Annotated in this window: 15 protein-coding genes and 1 pseudogene; 11 read left to right on the forward strand and 5 right to left on the reverse strand. The window is 41.7% G+C overall.

Going from position 1 to position 16,582, the window contains the following annotated elements:
• From AC5JL8_RS24945 to AC5JL8_RS24960, 4 genes and pseudogenes are all read left to right on the forward strand, one after another.
• Window positions 1–410: hypothetical protein (locus AC5JL8_RS24945; protein WP_495882365.1), on the forward strand; the 410-nt coding region annotated here is incomplete at its 5' end.
• 490 nt (window positions 411–900) lie between these two features.
• The gene (locus AC5JL8_RS24950; RefSeq protein WP_495882366.1) at window positions 901–1,113 is read left to right on the forward strand and encodes a BrnA antitoxin family protein; all 213 of its coding nucleotides are present in this window, start codon (window positions 901–903) and stop codon (window positions 1,111–1,113) included.
• An 86-nt stretch (window positions 1,114–1,199) separates the two neighbouring features.
• Window positions 1,200–1,742, forward strand: coding sequence for a Uma2 family endonuclease (locus AC5JL8_RS24955; RefSeq protein WP_495882367.1), 543 nt, complete (start codon window positions 1,200–1,202; stop codon window positions 1,740–1,742).
• Window positions 1,743–1,803: 61 nt separating this feature from the next.
• Window positions 1,804–2,236 (forward strand): annotated as a pseudogene (locus AC5JL8_RS24960) (Uma2 family endonuclease).
• A gap of 187 nt (window positions 2,237–2,423) precedes the next feature.
• Here AC5JL8_RS24960 and AC5JL8_RS24965 read toward each other — a convergent pair.
• Window positions 2,424–3,149 carry an HAD family hydrolase gene (locus AC5JL8_RS24965; protein ID WP_495882368.1) on the reverse strand — a complete coding sequence of 242 codons (726 nt, stop codon included), beginning with the start codon at window positions 3,147–3,149 and terminating at the stop codon, window positions 2,424–2,426.
• Window positions 3,150–3,407: 258 nt separating this feature from the next.
• On the opposite strand from AC5JL8_RS24965, the gene AC5JL8_RS24970 reads away from it, so the two are divergent.
• The 3 genes from AC5JL8_RS24970 (at window position 3,408) to AC5JL8_RS24980 (ending at window position 6,438) form a co-directional block, all read left to right on the forward strand.
• On the forward strand, window positions 3,408–4,328 hold the full coding sequence (locus AC5JL8_RS24970) for a ribonuclease D (RefSeq protein WP_495882369.1): 921 nt from the start codon (window positions 3,408–3,410) through the stop codon (window positions 4,326–4,328).
• A 550-nt stretch (window positions 4,329–4,878) separates the two neighbouring features.
• A complete protein-coding gene (locus tag AC5JL8_RS24975; RefSeq protein ID WP_495882370.1) occupies window positions 4,879–5,721 on the forward strand; it encodes a tetratricopeptide repeat protein in 843 nt (280 codons plus the stop codon).
• A 192-nt stretch (window positions 5,722–5,913) separates the two neighbouring features.
• Window positions 5,914–6,438 (forward strand): hypothetical protein, encoded by a 525-nt coding sequence (locus tag AC5JL8_RS24980; protein WP_495882371.1) that lies wholly within the window; start codon window positions 5,914–5,916, stop codon window positions 6,436–6,438.
• Here AC5JL8_RS24980 and AC5JL8_RS24985 read toward each other — a convergent pair.
• Window positions 6,407–6,526, reverse strand: coding sequence for a hypothetical protein (locus AC5JL8_RS24985; protein ID WP_495882372.1), 120 nt, complete (start codon window positions 6,524–6,526; stop codon window positions 6,407–6,409). The two genes, AC5JL8_RS24980 and AC5JL8_RS24985, sit on opposite strands and share 32 nt — an antisense overlap.
• A gap of 211 nt (window positions 6,527–6,737) precedes the next feature.
• Here AC5JL8_RS24985 and rbp point away from each other — a divergent pair, with 211 nt between their 5' ends.
• A complete protein-coding gene (gene rbp, locus AC5JL8_RS24990) occupies window positions 6,738–7,043 on the forward strand; it encodes an RNA-binding regulator (RefSeq protein WP_495882373.1) in 306 nt (101 codons plus the stop codon).
• A 543-nt stretch (window positions 7,044–7,586) separates the two neighbouring features.
• Here rbp and AC5JL8_RS24995 read toward each other — a convergent pair.
• The 3 genes from AC5JL8_RS24995 to AC5JL8_RS25005 all read right to left on the reverse strand — a co-directional run bounded on the left by AC5JL8_RS24995 (window position 7,587) and on the right by AC5JL8_RS25005 (window position 11,873).
• The gene (locus tag AC5JL8_RS24995) at window positions 7,587–9,815 is read right to left on the reverse strand and encodes a CHASE2 domain-containing protein (RefSeq protein ID WP_495882374.1); all 2,229 of its coding nucleotides are present in this window, start codon (window positions 9,813–9,815) and stop codon (window positions 7,587–7,589) included.
• A gap of 267 nt (window positions 9,816–10,082) precedes the next feature.
• Window positions 10,083–10,361 carry a hypothetical protein gene (locus tag AC5JL8_RS25000; RefSeq protein WP_495882375.1) on the reverse strand — a complete coding sequence of 93 codons (279 nt, stop codon included), beginning with the start codon at window positions 10,359–10,361 and terminating at the stop codon, window positions 10,083–10,085.
• Between the two features lie 462 nt (window positions 10,362–10,823).
• Window positions 10,824–11,873, reverse strand: coding sequence for a 1-acyl-sn-glycerol-3-phosphate acyltransferase (locus tag AC5JL8_RS25005; RefSeq protein ID WP_495882376.1), 1,050 nt, complete (start codon window positions 11,871–11,873; stop codon window positions 10,824–10,826).
• Between the two features lie 727 nt (window positions 11,874–12,600).
• Between AC5JL8_RS25005 and AC5JL8_RS25010 the strand changes: the two genes are divergently transcribed.
• The 3 genes from AC5JL8_RS25010 to AC5JL8_RS25020 are packed head-to-tail and all read left to right on the forward strand — an operon-like array spanning window position 12,601 to window position 16,553.
• Window positions 12,601–14,373, forward strand: a complete 1,773-nt coding sequence (locus AC5JL8_RS25010; RefSeq protein ID WP_495882377.1) for a ScyA-related TPP-binding enzyme — start codon at window positions 12,601–12,603, stop codon at window positions 14,371–14,373.
• A gap of 13 nt (window positions 14,374–14,386) precedes the next feature.
• The gene (locus AC5JL8_RS25015; protein ID WP_495882378.1) at window positions 14,387–15,526 is read left to right on the forward strand and encodes a 3-oxoacyl-ACP synthase III family protein; all 1,140 of its coding nucleotides are present in this window, start codon (window positions 14,387–14,389) and stop codon (window positions 15,524–15,526) included.
• Between the two features lie 55 nt (window positions 15,527–15,581).
• Entirely contained in the window at window positions 15,582–16,553 is a 972-nt protein-coding gene (locus AC5JL8_RS25020) for an SGNH/GDSL hydrolase family protein (RefSeq protein WP_495882379.1), read from the forward strand.
• The last annotated feature ends 29 nt before the right edge of the window (window positions 16,554–16,582 follow it).

A 16,582-nucleotide genomic window follows, 5' to 3' on the forward strand; every position in this document is an offset into this window, starting at 1 on the left:
ATGGACATTGCACAGTAGACAACCTCAACTCATCCCTCTATTATGCAACGCCGTATGACTCAAATGTCCCATGCATCATTATGGAATGGCACGCATATGGAACGAGTACTCAATTCCGGCTGATTAGTGAAAACGTATTACAACTGCTTATCGATAAAAATGTTGGTAAAGTTGTCGCTGATACAACCCATCTACCAATTATTGCGGCTGACGATCAGCAATGGGTAATTGAAGACTGGTTACCCCGTACTATTGAGGCTGGCTTTCGTGCCTGCGGCATGGTTAACTCGCGGTTCTATTTCAATCGGGTAGCTGTTGAGAATGTAGTCAACAGAGTTACCTCAGATAAGTTTCGTGTGGAATACTTTGATAGCCAAGCTGCCGCCAAAGAATGGCTAAAAAGCCTGTAGTTTCAATGAGCCAAGCGATCACCCGATTTTAGTCTTTCAGCCAAAAAAACAACAAATGCGGTATGGAAATTTACTTGCTGCTTCTGCTCTAGTTCAGAATGCTTTCATTAATTCTGCTGTTTCTGTTATTGTTTTTTGGTTTGTTATTGTTTTTGCATTGACCTTGCTTATGGTTCTAAAGCGCGTTCACAAGCTTTTGTCATACGAAATAGAGCAGCAGAAAAATTCTATACTACCATAAGTTTATTTTATAAATACTAGCAATTTATCTTTGTTTTTATGATTATCTATTAGCTATGAATAATATTATGTTAAAGATCTAGGTTTTTGATTGAATGTTTAAATTGAATAAGGGTTTGGTGGGGCATCGCAGCCCAACACATCTGTCTAAGAAACATAATCAAGATTATCTCAGCACGAAGAGCAAACCGATATGAGCAACAACGACTCGAACAATACCTCACGTACTGATTAGGCTGCATTAGAGGTGATGACAGACAAGGATATTGATTACTCGGATATTCCACCTCTAAACGATGAGTTTTTTGAAAACGCTAGCTTGAGGGTTCCAGCATCACAAGCTCGTAATTTGATTCAGTTAGATCCAGAAGTAATGGCGTGGTTTCGGACACAGCAAGGGGAGTATAAAGATTTGATTAACTCAGTTTTACGTCACTATATTGAGAACCAGCAAGCAGGCTAAGTGATACCAATTCAAAATTCAAAATAAAGAGATTAGATCAGACAATATAAAATTGAATCAAGGTTGAAAATATATTTAATTTTGCAATGAAAACGCTAGCTAAATGGTCTGTGGATGACTATCATCGTATGATTCAAGCAGGAATTCTGCGCGATCGCCGTGTGGAGTTGCTAGCGGGTGAAATTGTTGAGATGAGTCCAGAAACACCAATTCATTACAGTACTGCAAAACGAGGGGCAAAATACCTAGAGGAGTTATTGCTCGGTAGAGCTGATGTCCGTTTCAACGGGCCAATCACTTTGTCTAACTCTGAACCCGAACCAGACATTGCTATTGTGCGATTACCAGAGTCTGCTTACAACAATCGTCATCCTCGGCCGGAAGATATCTTTTGGATTGTCGAAGTTGCTAAGACAAGTTTGAAAAAAGACCTAGAATTGAAAGCAGCGATTTATGCCAATGCTAATATTCAAGAATATTGGGTTTTAAATTTATCTAGCAAACAAATAATTGTATTTCGATATCCCCAAAATGGTCAGTACACTTCAGAAGAAACTATTGGGGAAGGAGCAGTTATACCATTAGCATTTTCAGATGTTCAGGTATCAGTCGAGAGACTTTTGGTGTGATTCTTGGCTGAAAGCAAACCACTGCTAAACTAAGAACAAGCAGTTTTTAGCAATAAATATCATGACTGTTGCCAAACCTTCATCAATTACACTAGAGGAGTTTCTCAAGCTACCAGAAACCAAGCCTGCTAGTGAGTATATTGACGGTGAAATTATTCAAAAGCCAATGCCTAAAACTCGCCACTCACGAACACATTGATTTTGATGAAAATGGCGAATCTGTTGATGATGTATTGGTTGCTCCAGATTGGACAATTGAAATTCTTTCTCCCGATCAGAGTTCTAACCGTGTTACTGGCAATATCTTGCATTGTCTGAAGCATAATTGTCAGTTAGGATGGCTAATTGACCCAAGCGATCGCTCGATTCTCGTGTTTCAGCCAAAACAGCAACCAGAGCTGCGGCGAGGGAAAGATGATTTACTAGTGTTAGATGAAATTGAACTGAAATTAACAGTAGAAGAAGTATTTGGTTGGCTCAAGATGCTCGGATGAAGTTAGACTGCTTTGCATAAATATCCGGCTTAATTAGTAATTTAAGCAGGTAATGTGTAACGTTGCTCGATCACTGCTTTAATTGCATCCCGACTTTCACTAGCAGATTTGCGATCGCAATTCCAACAAAGCTGACAGTAGTTCGGCAAAAAATACCGGACGATTCTGTAAAGCAACTCCTAGCGAGTTAACCACAACATTTTGATTCGGTATCAGACGCATCAGCTGCGATGATTTTGTCAATTAATTCGACAACACCATCGCCTCGATTTCCGTTGGTGACAAAATCTACCTGTTCTTTCAATATCGGTAAGGCATTAGCTACTCCTACAGACAACTCGCATATGCTGAGAAAGGCGTGGTCATTTTCGGCATCGCCAACCCCAACAACGTTGTGTGGCGATAACTTCATTTCATCCAATACTGCTAGCAGTCCTACTGCTTTGTTAATACCTGAAGGTAGCACCATCACTGCATCTTTGTTAAAGATGACTTGCAATTCTAGCCCTAAGTCGCGGATGGTTTCCAAAACTGTGGTTTCGTGGGGATGCCAAGTAGCCACAATCACTCGTCCTACAGAGAGAGGATCGACATGGCGATCGCGCAATGTTTGAATAAACTCTTGTGGTGGTTGTGAACCTAATAATTTTTCTTCACCCGAAGTTGGTGAGTACAGCAACGCACCATTTTCTGCAACCACATAATCAAATAAATCGATTCGCTCAAAAACACGCTGCAAATCATCTAACTGCCTACCTGTAACCATAATCAGCTTTCTACCAGAAGCCCGCAGGCGTTCTAGTGCTGTCAAGGTATTCTCATTTACGTGGCCATCTGTGGCTAGGGTTCCATCGTAATCGGTAGCTAATGCAAAGTAACGCATGGGGCAGTAAAATACTTGCGCTCGTTTCATTTATAGAATGACTGCGACTCGCAAATTGTTTATCCAGCTTGAGATATAAAAATTTATGCCTGCAAGAATTATCTGCGATTGCGCTCCGCGCAGTGCCGGAGGTAATCGCTCACAATGATAAAAGTCTGATAATTTTGAAGGCTGAGAGTTGAGTAAAGTAAAAAATACTCAGTACTTCGCACTCGGTAAATGCTCTGCCGATCTGAACTTCGGTGACTCAGCACTCTTTATCCTTTCTGCTGTAATCAAGATTAGCCAATGCCATACTTGACTGATGCCAATAAAATTCATGCGATTATCGCTGAATATACAAACGCTCAAACTCTGTGGATCGATACAGAAGTCGCCGATTACAAAGGTCGTAATCCTAAATTGTCACTGATTCAGGTATTGGATAATCCCAACGATATGAGTGGCGATCGCGTCTATCTTTTGGATGTGTTAGAAAAACCTGATGTAATATTAGAATTTATTGAACAGATAATGCTCAACCCTAGCATTGAAAAGGTATTTCATAATGCTAGTTACGATTTAAAATTTTTAGGTAACAAGCAAGCTAAAAATATTACTTGCACCTTAGAAATGGCAAAGAAAATTCCCTACTACCTCTTGCCATTACCTAATTATCAACTCAAGACTTTAGCTACCGCACTTTGCGCCTTCAATAATATTGATAAACAAGAACAAACTAGTGATTGGGGAAAGCGACCTTTAAGCGAAGAACAAATTGAGTACGCTTACTTAGACTGTATATATCTTGCTCAAGTACATTTAAATTTATTAGAATTACAGGCAAAAACTAGTCCCGATCCAGCAGAAGAAGATTTAGCAGCGCTCGGTGCAAGATATATCGAAGTTGAGCAGCAGTGTCAGCTATTAAATTCCGAATTAGAGCATCTGCAAGAGCGAATTAAAAAAGCTATGCAGACTCAAGATGTCTCTGAAACATCCTATTGCAAGCTGACTGGTTACGAGCGAAAAACAGTTAAAGTCGCATTTTCTGAACTAGCAAGACTAGTAGAAACCCAAAATATTCAGTTAGATTTTCCGATTACACTGACTCAGAAACTCCAAAAAGATTTAGGTGACAACTTGGAACAATTGTCTGTAGATATTGATGAAGTTAAAGCTTGGCGTTTGACTCCTAAAACCCAAGAAAGTGATATTGCTCATGAATAAATTTTTTAGATATAAGCCCTTTACCCTATGGATAGCTGCTACGCATCTAATGCAGTGCGTTTAAAAAGTTAGCTTCATAATTGACAAATAATTACTGTATATAGAAATGCCGTTAAGCATATATTAACGTTCAGCAAAAATTTAATATTGATGAAGATTTTGCTAAAAAAAATTAAAATGCTAATCTCAAAAGTTTTAAAAAGTATAATAAAAAGCGGTAACAACAGACCCTTGCTGCCTAAAAAGCCACTTTTAGAAAGCGAGAATTCAACAGATAAATCAGGAGTAAAGGAAAGTTTTATACTTTATTATCTATTGTAAAAAGCTACTTTTAGTTATGCTGAGGAAGCCTTTCGGTCTCAAAATTAACTGATGTAGATGTTATCCAGTTGTAGCAAATGTCTGTAGCATTTACGCACTTCTCACCTGAACCTATAGAAGACTGTTAATTCAACCTAGAGAAGATGAAATTAGAAATAATCACTAGTTAAGCAAACAACTAAATTTGATACTAATTTTATCTAGATGAAATAGCAGTTTAAAATAACTTATGAGAATGCAATTATTTAAACAAGATTGGAAAGAGGTGGGTAGAGCATTTAGTATAGCTTTGTTGACTACATTGATTGCAATTATCAGTTTTTCCTGTAGTAAAAACAGCGATGTATTGGTAACAGAAATTGGAGTTACTCCTCCAAGCCGCCGCCCAGCTAAAACATCCAAAGCTATGCAATTTTATATTCAGGGAAAAAATCAGCACGCCAAAGGCAACTCGCAAGCCGCGATCGCTTCTTATGGGCAAGCGATTAGCCTGAATCCCCAATATAGTGACGCCTACAAAGCTAGGGGATTAGCTTACTTTGATTTGGGAAACAAGCAAGAGGCGATCGCAGATTATGACGAAGCGCTAAGGATCAATCCTAACGATGCCGAAGCCTACAATAGCCGGGCTAATGCCCGTGCCTCCCAAAAAGATAACAAAGGCGCGATCGCAGATTACAATCAAGCCATTCGCCTTGCTCCCAACTATGCCGAAGCTTACAATAATCGGGCAAATGCTCGTGCTTCTGAGGGTAATCAAAATGGCGCACTAGATGATTACGATCAAGCAATTCGCCTTGATCCTAGATATGCCATTGCCTACAATAACCGAGGTAATGTCCGTGCCGCTAGGAGAGATTTACAAGGAGCGATCTCAGATTACAATCAAGCCATTCGCCTCAATCCTAACTTCGGCCCTGCCTACAATAACCGGGGAAATGCCCGTGCAGCCCAAGGAGATAAACCAGGAGCGCTCAAAGACTTACAGCAAGCAGCAGATATTTTTCAAAGTCAAGGCAACAAAGAATTGTATCAACAAGCAATGAACAATATCAAAGAACTTGGGCAGTAGTAAAAAATAAATCGACATTAACAGGACTTACGCGCAAAGGTTGTCTGTTGAGATTGGGTGTAAGGGTGTAAAGATTTTGAATATTTACACCCCTCATACCCCTACACCCCTGATTCAAACCCTTAATGAGTGCGTATCACTGCGTAAAGACATAGTATGCTACATTTTGGTCTTTCAAATAAGTCCAGAATCATGAGGCAAAAGTTCATACAATTACTACTTGGCGGAGTAGTTGTCAGTTTAGGGTTGTCGTCGTCATTATTGGCTCAAACACAACAGCAGGTTTCTGATGCCCAAGTTGCGGCAATGGTAGAGGCACTGCGACAGGCTGCACCGCAAACTAAATCAGCAAACGATGGACTTTATAGTGAATGGCAAGTCAAACCAGAAACCCTCAAAGGCTGGTCGAAATTCTGTCTCAAGCAAGAACTAACACCGACGCAGTTTGAAAACAGCCCTGCGACAGCACGCCAAGTTGTGTCCTGCATCACACGTCGTGAGTTAAACAAGCAGTTTAGCGCCACCAAAAATAATGAAACAGCGGCTGTGCGTGGAGTAGCTTGTTGGTGGATGACTGGCAGCTATCAAGGCTGTAACAACGGCTTCACTGCTGCCTATGTCCAAAAAGTTGTCGGCTTTTACCAGCAGCAGCGTTCAAAGCCAGCAGCCAGCCCATCCCCATCATCTACGGGGCAATCCAACGAGCTGAACAGCTAATAGTGTAGTAAAGAGTACGACTACCAACGCGATCGCGCCTTAACCATAATACTTGCCGTTCCCGATCCCAAACTACTAGTGCAAACATCCCGATACTTAGCTATGAATTGCTCATATTCCGTTTTGTAACGATATTTCCAACTTTTTACTTAATAATTGCTTACTATGTTATTTTAGAAATGAGAGTTAATTCGGCGACCGCGTTTGTTTTTAGTATTGACAGGCTTTTTCCTTTTGGTATTCGCAAACTTTTCTCCGAAAACTAAATCTCTACACATTTATGATTTCGGAGACAATCTATGTCAGTTTATGTAGGCAATCTTTCTTACGACGTTACAGAAGAGAGTTTGAATGGCGTTTTTGCAGAATATGGTTCTGTAAAGCGGGTTCAACTACCTACTGACCGTGAGACAGGCCGTATGCGTGGCTTTGGTTTTGTGGAAATGGGTACAGACGCTGAAGAAACAGCTGCCATTGAAGCTCTTGATGGTGCTGAGTGGATGGGACGTGACCTCAAAGTTAATAAAGCTAAACCCAGAGAAGACAGAGGTTCTTTTGGCGGTGGTAATCGCGGCGGAAACAACAGCTTCCGTAACCGTTACTAAACTTTAGGTGTTTAAGCTAATCGCCTAGTTTAGCAAATTCATTATATTTTGTAGAGGCTCAGGCAGGAATGCTGGAGCCTTTTTCATTGACACCCAGGATTAACGCTCTCCATCATTCTCTTTAGAGAAAAAATATTAGGACTTACGCACTGAAGTCGGAAATCCTGATCCCCCCTAACCCCCCTTAAAAAAGGGGGAACGTCTAAAGCCACGCCACTGAGGGAGTCGGGGAACCCGCAAGGGCGCAGGGCTGCCCCTTTTTAAGGGGGTTGGGGGATCTGAGTGCGTAAGTTCTGAATATAATCGTTGCTAATACCAAGTTGCGTTCTGTTGTAGTAATCTTTCGTTAGCGGAGATTGCTTCGCTCCACTTTGTTTCGCTCGCAATGACAGTTGCTACTTTTGATTGCAACTTGGTATAAACAAGGCTTTCAGGCAAAAGAAAGCTTCAAACCTAATTTCTTTATGAGATTTAAATTTTGCCTTCGATTCTTCTTTTCCCAGGTGTTCAATCCCCACTTGCTAGTCCTCAATCCCCAATCGTTCAATTAGCGATAAGTTTCAAATCTTGGAGAACGGCGTGGGCTGATTGATAGCGATCGCTAAAATGATAACGCACCATCTTATCTAAAATCGCCGCCAATTCTTCGCTGACTTGTGCTTGAGAACGCCATATTACATTACCTGTTTCTGGATCTGGCTGAAGTTCTTGTGGTGGTATTCCAGTTAGTGCTTGAATAGCAATCATTCCTAAGGCATAAATATCACTGCACAACCGGGGATGACCCGCAAATTGTTCTGGTGGTGCATAACCACGCGTCCCAATGGCTACTGTTTCTAATTCTGTTTGCTCACTATTGGCTGGCTGCATTAACTTGACTGCACCAAAATCAATCAGTACCAGTCGATTATCTTGAGAGCATCTAATAATATTAGTTGGTTTAATATCTCGGTGAATCACTCGATGCTCGTGTACAAATTCCAAGACTTCTAAAACTTTTTTGAGGATATCAAGCACAGCGAGTTCGTTCTGCATACCCTCGACAGGTGGTAATTCCTCATTCAGAGTATGCCCAGGAATGTATTCCTCAACTAAATAAAATTCATCATTCTCTTCAAAATAAGCAAGCAATTCTGGAATTTGATCGTGTTTACCCAAAACTTGTAAAATTTCAGCTTCAGTATTAAACAAACGTCTAGCAACTTGTAAAAATTTTGTGTCCCGGCGTGCTGGCATTAACTGTTTAACTACACAAATAGGATTACCCGGTCGCTGAGTATCTTTTGCTAAATAAGTGCAACCAAATCCACCGGAACCAAGAATTTTAGAAATTTGATAGCGTCCACCCAAAATAAAATCACCAGTTACTTTTTCTGGTGTCACAATTTTAGGTGCTGGGTGATGATGTCGATCAACAAATACTGTACTTTCTTTGAAGAGGATATCTAACTGCTCAATTACCTCTTTTTGTTTTTCAACTTGCAGAATAATTAACTTAGTTTGCTGCTGAGTCTGGTATGTAGTATAAGCCATGATACTAATGCCACTAATCACCAAGGTTAGGGCAGGCGGAATGAGGGGCACCCATCCGGCAAAAAGAAACAAACCAGTACAGATTCCTACCAAGCTAATTAAGGTTATGCTTCCTACTGCTAGCAATAGCAAAGGATTTCGTAGCCACCACGCTATACTACCACCCACTAATGACCACACCCATATCCATACAAATTCAACCCAGTTAGGCCAGTCCCAAATCAGGGGCCTTTGATCAAGCACAGTACTGATGATTTGACTTGCCATCTGTGCATGAATCAAGACAGCAGGCATTCTAGCTGGCTGCTGTGGCGATGCGCTGTAGGGTGTGTAGAATCCAGGATGAATACTGGGAGCTGTAGTACCGATAATTACCAAACGGTCTTTTACTTTGTCCGGGCTAACTTGATCTGTTAAAACTTGTGTCAAAGTTACTTCCGAGGCTAGGTAATTGGGATCGTGATAATTTAAAAGGATTTGGTAGCCTTGGGCATCTAAACCTTGGTAACTACCAAAATTAGTTGTGAGGATGGGGAAAAGCGTTTTACCCAGAGAGAAATGATGTTGATCGGGAAAATCTAGTTCAATACCTTCTTTTTCTAAATAACTAATAGCAACTAAAGCAGCAAATGAAAATCGCGTTGTACATTTCTTGTCTCTAGAGTGGGCAAATAACAAACTGCGTCGAACAATTTGATCGTCCTCGTTGTCAGAAATTAGATCGTTATAACCTACATTATTTATAGGGAAGTTAGGCGGTGGGGGAATTTCTGGCCTACCCATGCTGCTTAATAAGCAAGTGCCAATAATATTTTTGCGACTTGGCAGACCAGCCGCTAAATTTTTTTGTTCTGGTCGGTAAAGATTTAGCCCAATAACACGAGGTTTATATGACTCTAGTTTCTGTAAAAGCTGATTGATTGTGTTATCCGACAACGGCCACTTTTGTTTTGCTAGATCCTCTTCAGTAATTGTTACCAGCAAAATTCGATTATCACGTGCTTGTACAGGACGCGATTGCGCGGAGCGCAGCGCCAAAGGCGATCGCAACATTTGATCGTAAACTTTTAACTCCCACGACTGCAACAATTTGAGTTCACGCACTCCCCATACTAAGGCTGTGACTCCCACACTAGTTGTCAGAGTAATTTGCAACCATCTTTTGTTAGAGGAAGTGTCACGGGTAACCTGATCTTTTTTGAAAACGGCTCGGAGTCGTTGTAATAGTCCACTAATCACGGCGTTGCGGAAGTAGCCTGAATTTTCTACGTGTTACAGAGCCGAAACTTAAAATTCCGGGCTTTGGGTTAAAGGCTAATTAACCCAAGCTCTATTTAATCTAGCAATTTACCTGCTTGATTGAAGCATTTACTTCTGCCTGGAAAAAGTGCTGAGTGCTGAGTTTTGAGTTCTGAGTAATAATTTGTCCCCTTGTCCCCAGTCTCTAGTAGATATTTATGAAAATTTTCTCATTAGCAATGCTTTTTACTTATTCACAAATTAAAACTATACTTCCGATTGTTGCTCATCTTCAACAGGATTGACCATTGTCAAAGCAATCGAGCTAGGGAATTGGGTAGGCGACTCTAACTGAGGCTGTGGAGGTGATGGCTCAATAGCTGTATTACTCAAGTAAGAGCCAATAATTTTGTCGTAGTTAGAAGCAACAGCTAAAAATGCCCCACCCAAAATATAGATAGGTAATGGCAGAGTAAATTCCTGCAACCAATCAAATAGCTCTGCCAAAGCAAACAATACCAAAAAGCAAGCAAGCCAAACCCTCATTTTTTCCTCCCCTGCGTACAGGTAACTCTACTAATAGAGTAGACAGCTTGCATAATACTTGATGTCCAATTTAACGACAATCTTTATAAAAAACTCATACAGCGTTTTTCAGGTAAATGAAGTACACGGGTAGGGGCAGCCCTGCGCCCTTACGGTTTTTCCCTCAGCGGCGTTTTCCCTTTGCAGGTGAGTCAGCGTGGTCTTGGGGGTTTCCACGCCACTTGCTACAACGGGGGGAACCCCCATAACGCAGTGGCTCCCCATGAGCGACTGACGAACCCCGAAGGAGCGACTGCATTAGCGTCAGCGTAAAGCCTCCGGCGTAGCGTCTCCGTCAGGAGAAGGAGAAGTGGCGTTGCACAACGCCCGTTGTGCCCTTACGATATCTGTACCTCACTCCTCTGCAATCTGCTGTATGATTTTGGGTAACTGCGAAAGCGCATTATTATTGGCTGTTAATAATTAACGCTTAAAATTATTAAGTAGCCGATTGATTTGCGTTTGCAATTTTACTCTAAATTGTTGCGCCTCTTGATAAGCCGTTGCACGAATTTTGCTTGAATGAGCATCATAATGTGCTTGTGTATTTAACTGTTCTAAGGGCTGAATAAAGTATCGTAGACGAGTTCGCATTGCCCAAACTCCCATAGAAGGAAAGAGCATCAAGACCAGCATCAAAGGCGATAAAGGCAAAAATGGTAATTTGAATATTTTTTGTAATTTCTTAAAGTTTCTAGTCCAAGGATGTAAAAATTCATTACCGATGCAAATAACTGGGAGAATCGGAACTTGATAGTGCTGGCTCAGTTGAATAAAGCTTACATCAAACTTTTCTAATTGATAGCGTTTTTTCCAACCTTTTAAGGGCCCGCGTAAACCCTCTGGTGCATATAAGAGAGTTTTCCCCTCCTGCATGGCCGTTTCAAAATCGCCCAATTCTGCTCGCACACCACCTAAAACTTGTGACCATCCAGGTGGTAACCACCAAATCATCCAAGGATGATCGAACAAGGATACACCTGCTAGAGGTTGCACTATCCAACCTCGTTCATTACTTAACAAATAACCCAAAGTTAAAAAGTCCCAAGGAAAGCACATTCCTGCATGATTCATTGCCACAATTAATGACCCTGTTGGTGGCAAATTCTCAGTTTGTTGCAATTCTCCATGAAAATAATATTTAACAATGGGAGCGAGAATTTCTGAGCGAAAGGCTTGTTGATACTTTGGATCAAATTCATCAATTTCTTTTCGTGGCGAACGACAACCAAGACGTAACCAACGAATCAGCAGCGCTAGATAAAATCCACCAGGAATCAAAAATAATATATATTCTAACCAATTCCAACCATCTGGATCTGTATGGTAGTACTGCCAGTGGCGGTTAAACAAAATCAGCCAGCCTGGAGGATACCAGAGACATAACCAATCAAACCAGCTAAATTTGTAGCCATCAAAAAATAATTTTTCTTTTTGAAGATTGAGATTGAACTCAACACTTTGATTGCTCACAATAACTGTATATATATAAAATCACCGCATTAATTAAAATTTATATTAGCTTGGCAATGCTAAGATTGCATCTTACCGCAGACATAAAATAACTAGTTTTTAATTAATTTAATTTGAAGTAACTAGGAATGAGTAAATATAAACGAACAACATAATTACCTTTTTTGCCCTATTTTCAATAGCATAAATTAGAGCGATAAGCCTTCTTTTAACGGAGACGCTGCGCGAACGACAGAGCTTCGCTTACCGCTAGCTCATATTCATCTTCAAAAATTTGTAAAGAAAGCTCGTCGCGTTTCAGGTGCAGCTACTCATCTTCAATAAGGTTCATTTCAGTCCACCTAATCCCAAGGTTTCCTATTGATGTAATGTGGCTCTAACTGTATGCTTGTAAATACGTAAATGGCCTGGAATCATTGGAACTGTTACACCATCGGCGTTAAATATTAATGCGATCGCGGATTGCGGTTAGACAAAATCCCTCAAAAGGCTACAATCTTTATCCTGTAGCAAGTTATGGTAAAACAACTAATACCTTGATTTGCAACAAACCCTAATTAATGATAATCCTTCCCCAATCTTACGAAACACATCTGATTGCCACCTGTGTTTGAGAGTAATGCTAATGAACTTGCATGGGCATTATACAAAAATTGTATTGGTGAGTCGAGCATATGGGATAATGTTACACCACAGAAGGAATTATTCCTAAGATAGTTTGTTTGTCATGGATGCTAAATTTCAGGATACAAAAGCGAATACCACTGAACAACTCAACTCAACTCAACAGCCATCTCACGGTAAGCCATCCGAACCTCGTTTGGTGGTAGAGGCAGTGGTTAAAATCCTGGAAGATATGGGAGTGCAATATGCGTTTGGTGTTTCGGGAGGCGCGATCGCACCTATGTGGGCTGCGTTGCACCATAGCTCCATCCAAGTTTTGCACTTTCGCCATGAAGCAGGAGCAGCTTTTGCAGCTACTGAGGCGTATTTTGCAAGTGGTCGACCTGTTGTAGTTTTTACCACAACAGGCCCAGGAATAACCAACGCTCTCACAGGTTTATTAGCTGCCCGTTGGGAAGGTGCTAAAGTTATTCTCGTGTCAGCTTCAACTTCGACATTGCAGCGAGGACGTTGGGCTTGCCAGGAAACCAGCACGTACACCATGCCTAGCACAGGTATTTTTAGCTCAGGCCCCGTATTCCATTACGCAACAACGCTTGAATGCAGTGATGAACTTGCAGAGGTTTCTCGAAGGCTGGCCCTTGGCATAGCACAACCAGGAGGATTCGTTGCACATCTGAGCATTCCTACAAATATCCAGACGAGTTCAGTCAAGACATCGTTGCCACAAGTAACTCTGTCTCATGCTGTAGGAAGTGTAGATGAAGAAATAATTGCAGAATGTGTCCGCTTGTTGTGTGAGGGGACGTTTGCTATCTGGGTTGGCTTCGGGGCACGTAATGCAGCTACGGAGATTCACCAGCTTGCTAAGAGGACAGGGGCAGCGGTGATGTGTTCACCCCGTGGCAAGGGTATATTTCCCGAAGACCATCCTCAGTTCGTAGGTGTCACTGGCTTTGGTGGGCATGAGTCAGTTCTGAGGTATATGCAGGAGCAGTGCCCTTTACACACCTTAGTCTTGGGCACACGCCTTGGTGAACTAACCTCGTTTTGGAACCCAGCGATGATTCCCAGGCGGGGCTTTTTGCATGTTGACATCGACCCAGAAGTGCCAGGAGCGGCATATCCATCTGTCGAGACTTTTGCCGTCCATTCAGACGTGAGAGTTTTTGTCAAAGCTTTACTGAAGTACTTTCCTGAGCGTATTGGGAAGTCAACAGTTCAGACACAACCGTTACCTGAGTGTCCGGGGCCTAAGTACAATGTCATCAATCCTCATGCAGACATTGCAGTACGACCAGATGTACTCATGAATGAGATTCAACAGGTGATCGTTGAGAGCAGCAATGCAATCATCATGACCGAGGTGGGTAACTCGTTGGTTTGGGCTACTCACCTGCTGCGATTTACCGAACCGTATCGTTTTCGGGCCAGCACTGGCTTTGGGTCTATGGGACATTTTGTTACTGGGGTTGTGGGTGCCGCCTTGGTGCGAGATAGCAAGGTCGTTGCCATTGTTGGGGATGGCGCTATGCTCATGAACAACGAGATCAACACAGCCGTGAGATACCAAATTCCCGCCGTCTGGATTATACTCAACGACGGGCGTTACAATATGTGTGAACAAGGAATGACATATGTAGGTTTCAAGAGTGCGGATGCAGCGATTCCACAAGTAGATTTTGTCAAGATTGCCCAAGGGATGGGAGCAGATGGTATTCGGGTTGAAAGGGAGTCCGAGATCCAGGCAGCTTTAGAAAAAGCAATTACAGCGAGTGAACCTTTTGTGGTTGATGTAGTCATCGACCATACCCAGACACCAGCATCTGAAAGTCGTAATCAGAGTTTGATAACACAGGGTGCTACGAATTATTGAGAGGTGGTTAGATATGGTGCAGTACCCAGTAGGTATTCAAGCGATTGCAGTCAGCTTGCCAAGCATTAGACGCACAAACGATTACTATATAAAAAAATATCCTGAATTAATTGCTCAGGCTGAACAAAAAAGCTTGGCAAAGCTATTTTCGCTTTCTGAATCCACCCCCAGCAACGAGTTTGATCAGGAGATGATGCCTTATCTCTCAGATCCCTTTCGCGGAACTGTTGAACGCTGGGTACTTGGGCCAGACGAATCCTCACTAACCCTGGAATATCGGGCAGCAAAGGATGCCTTAGATGCAGCAAAGCTTTCTCCTGATGACGTTGATCTGATGATTGTTGCCTCAGTTTGGCCCGAACAAGTGGGATTTGGCAATGCTGCTTTCCTTGCCCGAAAATTAAATCTGCAAGGCGCTGCATGGAATCTTGATGCCACTTGTGGGAGTACCCCAGTTGCGCTACAAACTGCCTGTGCCTTGGTACGATCGGGAGAGTACCGTAATGTGTTAGTGGTTATCTCATGCACCTACTCTCGCTTTTTCGACGAGGACGATACTATGTCGTGGTTTCTGAGTGATGGTGCTGGAGCTTTTGTGGTCGGTTCACTAGAATTGAATCAAGGAATCCTTGGCACAAAAACTATTCATGCCGGTGCGTTGTGTGATGTGGTTTTTCCTACACTTACCAAGGACGCACAGGGCAATCTACAGGTTCGCATGAAGTTATGCAAGGAAGCGAACAAGGTAACTCGTGAAACATCTGTGGAGTTTCTTCGTACATGCTGCCAGGGTGCTATCACCGCTGCTGGCATTAGTCTCGAGCAAATTGACTTCTTTCTGTTCAATACATCCACTGCTTGGTTTGCGCGCTTCTGCACGCGCGTACTAAATATTGACCCTAAGCGCACGCTTAACCTTTACCCTCAGTATGCCAACATTGGGCCAGTACTGGCTGTGGCTAATCTATACCATGCTGCACAACTAGGTAATATTCGCAAAAACGACCTTGTTCTTATTTATAGTTTTGGTGCAGCTGGTGCTATCTCTGCAAGTGTGATGCGCTGGGGCGATGTGGCGCTAGGTTCTGACCCGCTTAAAAACTCTGAATCATCTGTGAAAAATTCTGAACAAAGGAGCCTCGCTCATTCTTAAAAACATCCAAAAAGTTTTAAACTAATAAAAATTAAACTAAATATAGCGATTAACTGTGCAAAGACAAATTATAATAACAGGTTTTTTGCTGCTATCTTTCCTATTCCCTTGGAAAGTCTTGGCAAAAGATTATGGCAAAATATACGTTTTTGGAGACAGTTTTTCCGATACGGGTAATGTATTTAATGCTAGCAATGGAATCATTCCTCCAAGTCCAACCTATTTTAATGGGCGCTTTTCTAATGGTTCGGTTTGGGTAGATTATCTTGCCTCTGATTTAGGATTAACATTCAATCCAAAAAATAACTTTGCCTTTGGTGGTGCTACTACAGGATTTGAGAATCTTGGTGTTCCTAGCTTACCAGGACTACAGCAACAGATAAATAGCTTTGTAGTAGGAAATCAAACTGCTGACCCTAATGCTCTATACATTATTTGGGCTGGTACTAACGACTATCTAAGCTACTTTTTCGACAGTATTCCTAACCCTACCAAGACAATTGAAAATTTATCTGCGGCAGTGACATCACTTGCTGCTGATGGAGCTAAAGATATCATGGTGGTTAATTTACCGGATTTAGGAAAGATGCCTGTTGCAAATTTTGATAGTCAAAGCTCTAACTTCTTCAACACATTAAGCAGCACACATAACTCTAGCTTGAACACCACACTTAAATTTTTGAGTCAACAATTAAGTCCTGATATCAACATCATAGAACTGAATGTTAATTCCCTATTTGATAAAATCATTGCCGATCCAGAGGAATTTGGTTTTACCAACGCGATCAACTCTTGCCTTGGTAGGGACTTATCAGTAGTACCTATAGATGTTCCAACACTACCAGTTTTATGTAACCCTGACAAATTTTTGTTCTGGGACGAAATCCATCCGACAACCGCTACTCACAAGCTAATTGGAGAATTAGCATTCTCAGCATTGAAGCCACAGTCAGTACCTGAAGCATCTGCTGGAATAGGGATGCTAGGGGGTATTTTAAGTGTAATTGCGCTACTAAAACGCAAATAGCTAACTAAATTAGCGCTATATCATAAATA

Source organism: Mojavia sp. (assembly GCF_059505145.1).